The sequence below is a fragment of the Corynebacterium sp. genome, assembly GCF_022712195.1.
GTDB lineage: Bacteria > Actinomycetota > Actinomycetes > Mycobacteriales > Mycobacteriaceae > Corynebacterium.
On sequence record NZ_JALAGY010000073.1, the window covers coordinates 1 to 13,069 of the forward strand.

Sequence of the window (13,069 nt, forward strand, 5' to 3'; positions counted from 1 at the left end):
CCCGGGCGGGGGAGAGGTGCAGCGGCGAGCGGTCAACCAGCGACGATGCAATGGCGTCGTATTTCTGGCGCAAGAGTTCCCGGCTAACCCCGTTTGTGGTGAGTTGCCAGGAAACGTGAAGCGGCTACCAGGGGTTTTGCAGAAAGCCCGGAACTTGCCGGGGTTGCGAATCGACTCGGCGGCCAGGGTCGGTCATACTTGTACGCGTGACGAGCGCAGTTGGAAACCAAAGCATGGCAGCACCACAGCGTGCCGTGACGCTGAACCGACCGAACATGGTCAGCGTCGGCACGATTGTGTTCCTGTCCCAGGAATTGATGTTCTTCGCGGGCCTGTTCGCGATGTACTTCGTCTCTAAGGCGAACTCGAACGGAAACTGGCCCTCCGAGCCGACCGAGCTGAACGTGCCGTTCGCTCTGGCGATCACCGTGATTCTGGTGTCGTCGTCGTTCACGGCCCAGTGGGGCGTGTTCGCTGCAGAGCGTGGCGACGTGTTCGGTCTGCGCAAGTGGTATGCACTCACCGTCGTCCTCGGTGCGATCTTCCTCGCCGGGCAGACGTACGAGTACATCCACCTCGTGCAGCACGGCACCACGATCTCGGGCAGCGTCTACGGGTCGGTGTTCTTCATCACCACCGGCTTCCACGGGGCACACGTCCTCGCCGGCGTGCTGGCCTTCGTCGTCGTCCTGCTCCGTACGGTGAAGTCGAAGTTCACGCCGGCCCAGGCCACCGCCGCCGTCGTGGTGTCGTACTACTGGCACTTCGTCGACGTCGTGTGGATCGGACTGTGGATCACCATTTACTTCATCCAGTAGGCCGGACGGGCCGATGTGTGACGCTCGGCCGTTAAGCCCATCGCCTTCCAAATGACGAGTTAAGGGAACAAGATGGATACGAACAATCCAACTCCCGAGGGGGAGAACCCGGTGGTGGACTCCGCCCCGGCATCCGCAACAGGCAAGAAGCGTCGTCGTAGCCGACGTAAACTGCGCCGGACCATGGCTGGAGCGCTCGCGCTCGTGCTCGGTCTGACCGGCGCCGGTCTCATCGCACAGGCCTTCACCCCGGATCCGCAGTCCGCGACCGCGCAGCAGGACGCGCAGTCGATGATCAACCAGGGTCAGGAGATCTACGAGGTCGCCTGCATCACCTGTCACGGTGCCAACCTGCAGGGTGTCGAGGACCGTGGTCCCTCGCTGGTCGGTGTCGGTGAGGGTGCCGTGTACTTCCAGGTCCACTCCGGCCGCATGCCGATGAAGCGTAACGAGGCACAGGCCGACCGCAAGGACGCCCGCTTCAATGAGGCGCAGACCCTCGCGCTCGCGGCCTACGTCAACGCCAACGGTGGCGGCCCGGGCATCGTCAAGGACGACGACGGCAACATCGCCATGGAGTCGCTGCGCGGTTCCCACAACAACAACGGCGAGATCGACCCCTCCGACGTGGCCCGTGGTTCCGACCTCTTCCGGTTGAACTGCGCGTCCTGCCACAACTTCACCGGTCGGGGCGGAGCCCTGTCCGGCGGCAAGTACGCCCCCAACCTGGATGCGGCCAATGAGCAGGAGATCTACCAGGCCATGCTCACCGGCCCGCAGAACATGCCGAAGTTCTCGGACCGCCAGCTCACCGCCGACGAGAAGAAGGACATCATCGCCTTCATCAAGTCGAGCAAGGAGACCCCGAACCCCAGCGGTCTCGGTCTCGGTGGGATCGGCCCGGTCACTGAGGGCATGTTGATGTGGATCGTCGGGATCGTCGTGCTCATCGGCACGGCCATGTGGATTGGAACCCGGTCATGAGTGAGATCAAGAGCAGCTACTCTGAAGAAGAGATCAAGCGCATGAGCGACGAGGAGCTCGCCCGTCTCGGCACCGAGATGGACGACGTCACCGTCGCCTACCGCAAGGAGCGGTTCCCGGTAGAGGGGGACCCCGCCGAGAAGCGTGCAGCCCGCGGCATCGGTTTCTGGTGGGCCCTGTCAGTGATCTTCGGACTCGCGTTCATCGCGGTCTACCTGTTCTGGCCGTGGGAGTACAAGCACCTTGCCGAGGACGGTCTCTGGATCTACACGCTGTACACCCCGCTGCTCGGCGTGACGTCGGGTCTGTCGATCATCGCCCTCGGTATCGGCGCGGTCCAGTTCTCCAAGAAGTTCATCCCCGAGGAGATCGCGGTCCAGAAGCGGCACGACGGACCGTCCGACGAGATCGACCGTCGTACGATGACCGCTCTGCTCAACGACGCGTGGAAGACCTCGACCCTGGGCCGTCGTAAGGTTCTCATGGGTCTCGGTGGCGCGGGTGTTGCACTGGCCGGCGTGGCCATCGCACTTCCGCTGGGCGGCATCGTCAAGAACCCGTGGAAGCCCCGTGCGATGGGTATCGACGGTGACGGCACCCTGTGGACCACCGGCTGGACACTCGTCGAGAAGGGCGAGAAGGTCTACCTGGGGCGCGACACCGGTGCCATCGCCGAGGAGCACCACGGCCACTGGAGCACCAAGGGCGTCAACCGTCTGATCCGGGTGCGCCCGGAGGACCTGGACGCCGGTGCCATGGAGACGGTCTTCCCGATGACCGAGGACATGGTCAACGACCACGACAACTTCGACGCGGAGCGCGACGTGTACGAGGAGCAGATGCACTCGATCCACGGTTCCCGTAACGCGGTGATGCTCATCCGTCTCCGTCACGCCGACGCCGTCAAGGCCGTTCAGCGTGAGGGCCAGGAAGACTTCCACTACGGCGACTACTACGCCTACTCGAAGATCTGCACCCACATCGGTTGCCCCACCTCGCTCTACGAGCAGCAGACCAACCGTATCCTCTGCCCGTGCCACCAGTCGCAGTTCGATGCACTGCACTGGGGTAAGCCGGTGTTCGGTCCGGCCGCACGTGCCCTGCCCGAGCTGTCCATCAACGTCGATGAGGACGGGTTCCTGTACGCGGACAAGAACTTCGTCGAGCCCGTCGGCCCTGCCTTCTGGGAGCGTCAGTCATGAGCACACCCACCAAGCCTTCCCACCTGGCCCAGGCGGCCAACAACTTCGACGAGCGTTACACCGCCGCAAGTGGTCTCCGGAAGCAGATGAACAAGGTCTTCCCGAGTCACTGGTCGTTCATGCTCGGAGAGATCGCCCTCTACTCCTTCATCATCCTGCTGCTGTCGGGTGTCTACCTGACACTGTTCTTCGACCCGTCTCTGTCGAAGGTGATCTACCAGGGCGCCTACGCACCGCTCAACGGTGTGGAGATGTCCCGCGCCTACGAGACGGCACTGAACATCTCGTTCGAGGTGCGTGGCGGACTGTTCATCCGTCAGGTGCACCACTGGGCGGCGCTGCTCTTCGCGGTGTCGATCATGGTCCACATGATGCGTATCTTCTTCACCGGCGCATTCCGCAAGCCGCGGGAGGCGAACTGGGTCATCGGCTGCGTGCTGCTGCTGCTGTCCATCGCCGAGGGCTTCATGGGCTACTCCCTGCCGGACGACCTGCTCTCCGGCGTCGGCCTGCGCATCATGTCCGCGATCATCATCGGCCTGCCGATCATCGGCACCTGGCTGCACTGGATCATGTTCGCCGGCGACTTCCCGGGCGACATCATCATCCCGCGTCTGTACATCGCCCACGTGCTGCTGATCCCGGCGATCCTCCTCGCGCTGATCGCCGCCCACCTCGCACTGGTCTGGTACCAGAAGCACACCCAGTTCCCCGGACCGGGCCGTACCGAGCGCAATGTCGTCGGCGCCCGCGTCATCCCGGTGTTCGCCGTGCACTCCTCGGCGTTCGGTCTGATCACCTTCGGTTTCGTCGCACTGCTGGCCGGTGTGTTCCAGATCAACGCGATCTGGAACCTGGGGCCGTACAACCCGTCGCAGGTCTCCGCCGGTTCCCAGCCTGACATCTACATGCTGTGGACGGACGGTGCCGCCCGAATCATGCCGGCCTGGGAGCTCTACCTCGGCAGTTACACCATCCCCGCGGTCGTCTGGGTCGCCGTGCTGCTCGGTATCCTCGTGATGCTGCTGTTCGCCTACCCCTGGATCGAACAGCGCTTCACCAAGGACACCGCGCACCACAACCTGCTCCAGCGTCCGCGTGACGTGCCGGTGCGCACCTCCCTCGGTGTCATGGCCCTGGTCGCCTACGCGATCCTGACCATCTCGGGCGGTAACGACCATGTGGCCGTGTACTTCCACATCTCGCTGAACGCGATGACCTGGATCGGCCGGATCGGGTTCATCCTGCTGCCGCCGATCGCCTACTTCGTCACCTACCGGATCTGCCTGGGTCTCCAGCGCGGCGACCGCGAGGTGCTGGAGCACGGCATCGAGACCGGCACGATCAAGCAGCTGCCGTCCGGTGGCTTCATCGAGGTCCACCAGCCGCTCGGCCCGGTCGACGAGCACGGCCACCCGATCCCGCTGGACTACGCCGGGGCACAGGTCCCCAGGCGCCTCAACCAGCTCGGTCTGGCTGGTCAGCCCGGTCGCGGCTCGCTGTTCTCCCCGGATCCCGAGGAGATCGTCTCCCAGGTCGAGAAGATCGAGGAAGCCAACGAGCACGAGCACAAGGAGATGCTGCTGCGTCTCCAGGAGGAGAACCGTCGCCAGCTGCGCGACGAGGGACACGAGAACCCCTGAGGCTTCCCCTCCATGAGGCGGACACCCCGTCCTGCACCGCGCTGACCGCGGTGGAGGACGGGGTGTCGTCGTGTCAGCGCGAGATGTCGCGGAGGTAGGTCAGCAGGTCGACGGTGGCACGTGCGTCGTCCACCGCCCGGTGGGTGGGCCGGTGGCTGAGACCCAGCACCTCAGCGAGGGTTCCCAGACGGTAGCGACCGACCTGCTCGCGGGGGATGAGCGTGCGGGCTGACGCTGCGGTGCAGAGTACGTCAGCGGACGGCAGGGGAGCAGAATCGCCGCTGCGGTCGCATTCCGCCGACACGAAGGCCATGTCGAAGTCGATGTTGTGCCCCACCACCGTGCGCCCCTCGATCAGGGAGGTGACGGTGCCGATGATGTCCGCGAAGGCCGGTCGGCCGTCCAGGTCACCGGAGGTGATGCCGGTGATGTCCGTGATCTCCTCGGGGACCGGACGCCCGGGGTCCACCAGAGTGTGGAACTCCGCCACCGGTTGCCCGTCGTGTAGTTGAAGCGCCGCGAACTCGATGATCCGGGCGTCCGAGGGGTCCAGGCCGGTGGTTTCGCAGTCGATGATGACGCCGTCCGCCAGGGCGGCGTCGAGACGTCGGTGCAGGGAGGTCGTCACAGTGGTGCAGTCTACGGGCAGGTACGGACATCTACGCCGCGGGAGGGTGGTGCGTTGTGACGGATGGTGCCACTGTGGTTCATCCGGCCCGGAGACGCGCTCATGTGACCAGTATCACATAGTTGGCGACCACGTGGATTCTCCTCCGGGGCGCCCGCGGCTGCGTGCCGCTGGCTCGTGACCGTTCTTCGCAGGTGAGCTGTGGTTCTCGGGTGTTCTGCGGGAGGTCGGCGGTATTGAATCAGCCTGTCGTCGCGATTCGGTAACGGTTAAATAACGATCTGCTCACGGGTTGGTCACGGCCGGGTGGTTGGACAAGGTCCGCCACGTTTCGTAATCTTCTCGTGACCTTAAGGGGAGCGACGTGACGTTCCCGGCTCCCCGACAGCAATCAGGAAAGGCTACAACCCACATGGGCAAGCACCGTATGAAGAAGGACCACTCCCGCCGCAACGCAGTCGCAGTCGCCGCAGTGGGCATGGGCGCCGTCATCGCCCTGCCCGCCACCGCACAGGCCGTCACCGTGCAGGTTCCGAACACCGACGTCAGCGTCGATGTCCCGAACGAGGCCGTGGACTTCGCCAAGCAGCACGTGGACGTGGACCCCTTCATCGCAGCGGCCGGCCAGGCGGGCCAGGCCGTGGGCGGTGAAAACCCGGTCTCCGCGCCGAACAGCGTCGGCCAGAAGATCGCGGACGCCGCGATGTCGAAGCAGGGCGCCCCGTACTCCTGGGGTGCCGCCGGCCCGAACGCCTTCGACTGCTCCGGACTGACCAGCTGGGCACACCAGCAGGTCGGCAAGTCCATCCCGCGCACCTCCGGTGAGCAGGCGGCCTCGGGTACCCCGGTGTCCATCGACGCCCTGCAGCCCGGCGACGTCGTCTCCTACTACTCCGGCGCTTCGCACGTGGCCATCTACATCGGCGACGGCAAGATCGTCCACGCCCTCAACGAGGGTTCCCCGGTTCAGGTCAACGACCTCAACTACATGCCGATCAACAACGCGGTCCGCTTCTAGGGCGTCCGACCGTGTACGCCGCCCCGGCGAGGAGGGTCCCATTCGTGATACCCCCTCTCGGGGCGCGTCCTGTGTCTGAGTACTGTTCCGCGCCCTTGTTGTGGCAGTATAACGACGTTGCACAGAGAAACGAGTGAAGAGGTTTCAGAGACAGTGAGCATGATCCGCCCTTCCGGGTTCCGTAGGTCCGACCGCGGTACATCAGTCCGCTTCGTTGCCGGTATCGGCACCGCAGTGGCTCTCACTGTGGCCTCCACGTCCGTCGTCGTGGCAGACCCGGCCAGCCCGCGGCCCGCCGCCGGTGCCGAGGCCGTCGACACATCACCCCTCCCGGACGACGCGGACGGCCTGCTGGAGCGCCTCGGCGACGTTTCCCGTCAGGCGCAGGAGACCAGCGACGAGGTGCAGGAGAACTCCCGTGCCCTCGAGGACCTCCGCGGTCAGCTGGACCGCGCGAACCGTGCGGCCGAGCACTACTCGGCTGAGGCGGAGCGTGCCCGTGCCGAGGTCGAGGCCAACCGCGGCCCCGTCACCGAGCTTTCGCAGTCGCTCTACCGTGGCGCGGTCATCGACCCGGTGTCGGCCATGGCGGGCTCCCGGAATCCGCAGGACGCGATCGACCGGCGCGCCTTCGCCAGTGCCTTGAACGCGGACCGCACCAACACCCTCTCCTCCTTCCAGGACGGCCTGAAGAAGGCTGCCGACCTAGAGTCCCGGGCGAACCGGTCCAAGGCGTCGGCGGACTTCCAGCTCAAGCAGGTCGAGGCACGCCAGGCCGAGCTCGACGAGCGGATCAGCGAGCTTGACGGCATGAAGAAGGAGATCTCCACTGCGGTGGACGGACTGAGCCCCGAACAGAAGCAGCGCTGGGTCGACCGTAACGGTCCCATCGACGTCGACGTCGACGAGTTCCTCGGCAAGGTCAGTGACGCCGCCGACGCCGCCGCGAGTACCGCCGGCGGCGCTGTCGGCGCGGCGATGAGCAAGCTGGGCGCCCCGTACTCGTGGGGGGCCACCGGTCCGGACGCCTTCGACTGCTCCGGTCTGATGTTCTGGGCCTACCAGCAGATCGGCAAGTCTGTCCCGCGAACCTCCTCGGCGCAGGTGGCCGGCGGCACCTCCGTCTCGCGTGACGCGCTGCAGCCGGGTGACATCGTCGGCTTCTACCCCGGCGTGACCCATGTCGGCATGTACATCGGCGACGGCAAGATCGTCCACGCGTCCGACTACGGCATCCCGGTGCAGGTCGTCAGCGTGGACAGCATGCCCTTCGCCGGCGCCGCCCGCTACTAGTTTCGCCGCAGGCCGTCTCCACCGTGGGCTCCCGGGTTCTCCTGGTCACCAACGACTTCCCGCCGACTGTCGGCGGGATCCAGAGCTACCTCCGCGACTACTGTGCGGAACTGGAACGCCGTCAACCCGGGCGTCTCACCGTCTTCGCCTCCACTCAGGACGCCGCCGCAGCTGCGACCTATGACGCGGACCTGCCGTTCGAGGTGATCCGGTGGCCCCGTTCGGTCATGCTGCCCACGCCGGCGACCGCCCGTCGGATGGCGGAGGTCGTCAGGGAGCGGGGTATCGACACCGTGTGGTTCGGTTCCTCCACTCCGCTGGGGCTCATGGGGGCCGCCGCACGGAGGGCCGGTGTGCGACGCGTCGTAGCCTCCACCCACGGCCACGAGGTCGGCTGGTCGATGGTCCCCGGGGGCCGCACGGTCCTCCGGATGATCGGCCGGCGAACGGACTGCCTGACCTTCGTGTCCCGCTACGCCCGCGGCAGGTTCGCCTCGGCGTTCGGGCCGGACGTGGCCTGGGAACCGATGCCCGGAGGTGTCGACAGCTCCGTCTTCCGCCCGGACCCCGAAGGTCGGGAACGTGTCCGTCGCAGGTTGGGGATCGACGACCGTCGGGTGATCGTGTGCGTCTCCCGTGTCGTGCCACGTAAGGGGCAGGACACTCTCGTGGATGCGATGCCCCGGGTCCTGGAGCAGGTTCCGGAGGCGCACCTGCTGATCGTCGGTCCGGGGGAGTACGCCGGCACTCTGGCCGCGCGTGTGGCGGACCTCGGGCTGTCCGACCGCGTCACCTTCACCGGGCCGGTGGAGTACGGCGAACTGGTCGCCCACTACTGTGCGGGCGACGTCTTCGCCCTTCCTGTCCGAACCCAGGGCGGCGGATTCAGCGTCGAGGGCCTGGGCATCGTCTTCCTGGAGTCCCAGGCCTGCGGCGTCCCGACCATCGCCGGTACCGGTGGAGGAGCACCCGAGACAGTGCAGGACGGGGTCACCGGCGACGTGGTCGACGGCGGGGACGTCGCGGGCCTCGCGGACTCGGTGGCCTCCCTCCTCGCGGACACCGAACGCGCCCGGCGCTATTCCGTCGCGGGACGTTCCTACGTCCGTGACGCGTGGAACTGGGACGTCCTGGGGGAGCAGCTCGTCTCCGTACTCGACGGCGACGGACGTCGTCCGGGGCGCCACAGTTGGAACTGGCGGGTGTGACAGATAGCCTGGACAGGTTGTGCCGGTAGACCGGCGCGCGACGTACAGGAGGACAAGTGACGCAACTGACCATCGGCATCGACATCGGGGGGACGAATCTCCGAGCCGCGGTGGTCGACCAGGGTGGGCGGGTGCTCGACGTGGAACAGCTCCCCACCCCGTCCACGGTCGACTCGCTCGAGACCGCGATCGCCCACGCCGTCGGGATCCTCCGTCGTCGGCACACCGTCAGTGCCGTGGGTCTCGCCGTCGCCGGGTTCATCACCGCCGACCAGCAGCGAGTCCGGTTCGCCCCGCACCTGCCGTGGCGTGACCGTGACGTGCGCGGGAACCTGTCCCGTCAGCTCGGTCTCCCGGTGGTCCTCGAACACGACGCCAACGCCGCGGCCTGGGGCGAGCAGATCCTGGGGCCTGGCAGGGAGGCGCGGACCTGGGTCCTCTTCGCCGTCGGCACGGGCATCGGCGGCGCACTCGTCCACGACGGTGTGCTCTACCGTGGTGCGTACGGCACCGCGCCGGAGTTCGGTCATCTCACCGTGGTCCCCGGTGGCCGCGCCTGTCCCTGCGGTAAACGGGGCTGCCTCGAGCGGTACTGCTCGGGGAGTGCGCTGGAGACCACGGCTCTGGAGTACATCGCCACCGGGCGCCACCCCGACAGCATGCTCGCCGGGATCTTCCACTCGCGGCCCGAGGAGATCACCGGGCGCAGCGTCGTGCGGCTGGCGCGGGACGGTGACCCGCTGGCCAGGGAGGTCATCGACGACTTCGCCCTGTGGCTGGGCCGGGGGTTGTCCGCGGTCCAGGATGTCCTCGACCCCGAGCTCATCGTTCTCGGCGGAGGCGTCTCCGCCGATGCGGACCTCTACCTCCCGGGGGCGCGGGCGGAGATGGAGGCGTCGGTCGTGGGGGCGGGTTTCCGTCCGCTGGCCCGCGTCGAAGCGGCCTCACTGGGGTCGGAGGCGGGTATGATCGGCGTGGCGCTTCTCGCCGGGCAGGCTCAGTTGAGCCCGTCCTCGACCGGCTCGTGAAAGGGATAGATCAGTGCAGAACCGCACCTACTGGTGGTTGAAGAATGTGGTCATCGGACCCTGGCTGTGGCTCTACAACCGGCCGTACTCCCGTGGCCTGGACAAGATCCCCGCGGACGGGCCGGTGATCCTCGCGTCGAACCACCTCGCGGTGATGGACTCCCTGTACTTCCCGTTGCTGGCCGAGCGTCAGCTGACGTTCCTGGCGAAGAAGGAGTACTTCACCACCCCGGGCTTCGCCGGGGGCATCCAGAAGTGGTTCTTCTCCTCGGTGGGGCAGGTGCCGATCGACCGTAACGACAAGAACTCCCAGGACGCCGCCCTGGACACGGCACTGCGGGTGCTGGACAAGGGTGATCCGCTGGGGATGTACCCCGAGGGCACGCGGTCGCCGGACGGCCGGTTGTACCGGGGGAAGACCGGTATGGCCCGCATCGCGCTCCAGTCCGGGGCAATGGTCTACCCGGTGGCGATGATCGACACCCAGAAGGCCAACATCGCCGGGTCCTGGATCCTCAGGCCGCACCGGGTCGGTGTCATCGTCGGTGACCCGATCGACCCTGCGGACTTCGCCGACAGCGGGGAGGACGAGTACGCGCGTGCCCGGGCACTCACCGACTACACGATGGAGCGGCTGGCGGAGCTGTCGGGACAGGAGTACGTCGACAGCGTGTACGCCGCCGACGTCAAGGAGTCGCTGACCGCGGGCCGTGGCTATCCGGAGGGGACGGAACCCGGCGCCGGTCGGGTGCTGGGGACGAAGCCTCGACCGCGTTTCCTGCGTTTCCGTCTCTGAGCCGGGACGTCACTCCGGGGTTCAGCAGGCCGGGACGCAGGCCGGCGAGGGCGAGCCAGACGGCGCCGACCACCACGTACTCGGACCCCAGGACCTTCTGCCACCAGGTCCAGGATTCCTCCGCCCCGTGGGCGGAGGGCAGGTAGACGTGCACCGGGAACGCCGTCGAGGTGAGCACCAGCAGGGCCGTGAGGACGGCCAGGGGGACCACGGCGGCACGGACCCGGCGGTGCGACCACAGCGCTGTCCCGGTGACCATGAGCATCGGCAGCAGCCACACCCAGTGGTGGGCCCACGAGACCGGGGACACCAGCAGTGCGAGCAGGGCGTTGGTGCACACCGCGGCGGTGTGGGCGCCGACGGCGATGAGCCTCAGCATCACCACGGCGACGGCGACCACGGTCGCTGCCGCGAGGACGTACCACAGGGTGGTCTGCAGCGGGTCACCGGTGACACGGGCCAGGAACCCGCGCAGCGACTGGTTCGCGGAGTACGCCAGGCCACCGATGCGGGAGGGGTCGCTGACGGTCTCGGTCCAGTACTGGCGTGAGTCCGTCGGCAGGACGAGCCATGCCAGTGCTGTGGCGGCGATCCCGGAGACCACACTGGTGACCGCGGGTCCCCACTGGCGGCGGAGCAGGAAGTAGAGGCCGAACACCGCCGGGGTGAGTTTGACCGCCGCGGCCAGGCCGATGAGCATGCCGCGTGGCCAGGGGGTGCGGGGGAGGAGCAGGTCTGCGGCGACCATGAGCATGAGCAGGATGTTGATCTGCCCGTACTCCAGCGTGTGGGTGACCGGCCAGAGCCAGACGGCCACCGGCAGTGCGGCGAGGGCGGCCAGCATGGTCTGTCGAGGGGTGGACAGGCGGGACAGGGGGGTCACGGAACGTGCCGCGCCCTCGGCGACCAGCGCGTGGAGGACGATCATGACCGTCATGACCAGGGCGGCCACGCTCAGTGCGGTGAAGGCGAGGTAGCCCACCGTCCCGGACACCAGGGCCAGGGGGGCGAAGACGAGGGCGGCCAGCGGAGGGTAGGTGAAGGGCAGCGTGATGCCCTGCGCCCGGAAACCGTGGATGTACAGGGCGTCGCCGTCGAGGACGGCACGGCCGCCGCCCCGGTAGATGTCGTAGTCGAAGTGATAGGTCAGGGTGTCGTCGCTGATGATGAAGCGGAGGATCCCGGCGACGGTGACGGCGACGACGACGCCGATGTACCAGATTGTCACGGTGCGGCGGGAGAGGGACGGTGCGCTGCGTTTTTCCACAGTTGCTGACTCTATATCAGGGCACGCTCAATTGATTCTTCCGCGCCTTTGGGGCACCCTGGAATCCCGTGTCTGACACATCCGGAACCTCGTACGGCAACACCAGCGATCCCACCACCGCCCGCCTCACCCGCGACACCGACGCGGACCGTGAGGCGGGTACGTCTGCGCGCCGCACACCGAACCGGCTCCTGTGGGCCGACTGCGCCAAGGGTCTGTCGATCATCGGTGTGTGCTACATGCACGTCGTCACCGGTGTCCCGGGTGGGACGTCGACCGCGTGGAACTGGTTCAACGACTTCATGGACCCGATCCGGATGCCGCTGTTCTTCGTCATCTCGGGTCTGTTCGCCCACCGGGTGATCGAGAGGACGCTGGGGGACCTGTGGTACCGCCGGCTCTGGTTCCTGCTGGTGCCGTACCTCGTGTTCACCCCGGTGCAGGCGGCGATCCGGCTGGACATGGCCGACGACCTGAGCTGGACCAGCCTCGCCAGGGCCATCGTCCTCGGCGACCCCGGGATCTGGTTCCTGTACGTCCTGATGGTCTTCAACATCCTGGCCTGTCTCCTGCGGCGGGTGCCGCCGTTCTGGGCCGTGGCACTGTCGTTCCTGCCCGCCCTCGTCGTCGCTGCGGCGGGGTGGACCGCGTACCCGGAGCTCACGCACATCACCCAGTACGCCCCCGCGTTCTTCCTGGGGCTGCACTTCCGTCGGGTCTTCTTCAGGATCGCCGCGGGTGCGGGCCGTCCGGCGGTCGTCGCCACGGCGGTGCTGGTGTTCGTCGGCTGGGAGTGGGTCTACTCCTCGGTCGCCGACATCGTCCGGCCGGACGGTTGGTCCACCGGGGAGGCCTCGGTGATGAGTCTCCTGGCACTGGTCCGCATCGTCACCGCGGTTCCGGTGGGGATCCTCGTGGCCACCTGGATCTCCCGTACACCGGGGCTGTCGGGGGTGATCGCGGCGATCGGGCGCAACACGCTGCCGGTCTACGTCTCGCACCATGCGGCACTGCACCTGGTCTCCGATGTCGTCGTTCCCTCCCTGGTCGCCTCCGACCCGGAGGTGTGGGGATTCCTGGACGACATGAACGTGCTGATCGTCACCGGTCTGCTGACCTGCGTGGTGTCCGGTTTCATCTTCTACCTCGTCGGCAGGACGCCGGTGCTCGGGTGGGTGCTGCAC

The 13,069-nt window shown here is 67.1% G+C and carries 12 protein-coding genes; 10 read left to right on the forward strand and 2 right to left on the reverse strand.

The window, feature by feature from the left end; all coding sequences use genetic code 11:
• The first annotated feature begins 206 nt into the window (after positions 1 to 206).
• From Q0A34_RS09420 to Q0A34_RS09435, 4 genes are all read left to right on the forward strand, one after another.
• Positions 207 to 818 (forward strand): heme-copper oxidase subunit III, encoded by a 612-nt coding sequence (locus Q0A34_RS09420; protein WP_291479738.1) that lies wholly within the window; start codon positions 207 to 209, stop codon positions 816 to 818.
• A 72-nt stretch (positions 819 to 890) separates the two neighbouring features.
• Positions 891 to 1,802 (forward strand): cytochrome c, encoded by a 912-nt coding sequence (locus tag Q0A34_RS09425; protein WP_291479739.1) that lies wholly within the window; start codon positions 891 to 893, stop codon positions 1,800 to 1,802.
• Positions 1,799 to 3,004: a ubiquinol-cytochrome c reductase iron-sulfur subunit gene (locus Q0A34_RS09430; protein WP_291479740.1), complete on the forward strand. Its 1,206-nt coding sequence runs from the start codon at positions 1,799 to 1,801 to the stop codon at positions 3,002 to 3,004. The genes Q0A34_RS09425 and Q0A34_RS09430 overlap by 4 nt, the downstream gene beginning before the upstream one ends.
• Positions 3,001 to 4,647 carry a cytochrome bc complex cytochrome b subunit gene (locus Q0A34_RS09435; RefSeq protein WP_291479741.1) on the forward strand — a complete coding sequence of 549 codons (1,647 nt, stop codon included), beginning with the start codon at positions 3,001 to 3,003 and terminating at the stop codon, positions 4,645 to 4,647. The genes Q0A34_RS09430 and Q0A34_RS09435 overlap by 4 nt, the downstream gene beginning before the upstream one ends.
• 73 nt (positions 4,648 to 4,720) lie before the next feature.
• Here Q0A34_RS09435 and Q0A34_RS09440 read toward each other — a convergent pair whose 3' ends face one another.
• A complete protein-coding gene (locus Q0A34_RS09440) occupies positions 4,721 to 5,275 on the reverse strand; it encodes a 3'-5' exonuclease (protein WP_291479742.1) in 555 nt (184 codons plus the stop codon).
• A gap of 412 nt (positions 5,276 to 5,687) precedes the next feature.
• Between Q0A34_RS09440 and Q0A34_RS09445 the strand changes: the two genes are divergently transcribed.
• The 5 genes from Q0A34_RS09445 (at position 5,688) to Q0A34_RS09465 (ending at position 10,618) form a co-directional block, all read left to right on the forward strand.
• Positions 5,688 to 6,293: an NlpC/P60 family protein gene (locus tag Q0A34_RS09445; RefSeq protein WP_291479743.1), complete on the forward strand. Its 606-nt coding sequence runs from the start codon at positions 5,688 to 5,690 to the stop codon at positions 6,291 to 6,293.
• Positions 6,294 to 6,452: 159 nt separating this feature from the next.
• Entirely contained in the window at positions 6,453 to 7,586 is a 1,134-nt protein-coding gene (locus tag Q0A34_RS09450) for an NlpC/P60 family protein (protein ID WP_363316443.1), read from the forward strand.
• 23 nt (positions 7,587 to 7,609) lie between these two features.
• Complete coding sequence (locus Q0A34_RS09455) at positions 7,610 to 8,794, forward strand: glycosyltransferase family 4 protein (protein ID WP_291479745.1); 1,185 nt, start codon at positions 7,610 to 7,612, stop codon at positions 8,792 to 8,794.
• Positions 8,795 to 8,850: 56 nt separating this feature from the next.
• Complete coding sequence (locus Q0A34_RS09460; RefSeq protein WP_291479746.1) at positions 8,851 to 9,822, forward strand: ROK family protein; 972 nt, start codon at positions 8,851 to 8,853, stop codon at positions 9,820 to 9,822.
• Between the two features lie 13 nt (positions 9,823 to 9,835).
• Entirely contained in the window at positions 9,836 to 10,618 is a 783-nt protein-coding gene (locus tag Q0A34_RS09465) for a lysophospholipid acyltransferase family protein (RefSeq protein WP_291479747.1), read from the forward strand.
• On the opposite strand, the gene Q0A34_RS09470 is transcribed toward Q0A34_RS09465, so the two are convergent.
• The gene (locus tag Q0A34_RS09470) at positions 10,509 to 11,885 is read right to left on the reverse strand and encodes a glycosyltransferase 87 family protein (RefSeq protein WP_291479748.1); all 1,377 of its coding nucleotides are present in this window, start codon (positions 11,883 to 11,885) and stop codon (positions 10,509 to 10,511) included. The genes Q0A34_RS09465 and Q0A34_RS09470 overlap by 110 nt on opposite strands.
• 68 nt (positions 11,886 to 11,953) lie before the next feature.
• On the opposite strand from Q0A34_RS09470, the gene Q0A34_RS09475 reads away from it, so the two are divergent.
• Positions 11,954 to 13,069 (forward strand): acyltransferase family protein (locus tag Q0A34_RS09475; RefSeq protein WP_291479749.1); only part of this gene is annotated, 1,116 nt, incomplete at its 3' end.

Coding starts and splice junctions, on each gene's coding strand:
- Q0A34_RS09425 (WP_291479739.1), top strand. CDS start 891: ATGGATACGAACAATCCAACTCCCGAGGGGGAGAACCCGGTGGTGGAC.
- Q0A34_RS09430 (WP_291479740.1), top strand. CDS start 1,799: ATGAGTGAGATCAAGAGCAGCTACTCTGAAGAAGAGATCAAGCGCATG.
- Q0A34_RS09435 (WP_291479741.1), top strand. CDS start 3,001: ATGAGCACACCCACCAAGCCTTCCCACCTGGCCCAGGCGGCCAACAAC.
- Q0A34_RS09445 (WP_291479743.1), top strand. CDS start 5,688: ATGGGCAAGCACCGTATGAAGAAGGACCACTCCCGCCGCAACGCAGTC.
- Q0A34_RS09450 (WP_363316443.1), top strand. CDS start 6,453: ATGATCCGCCCTTCCGGGTTCCGTAGGTCCGACCGCGGTACATCAGTC.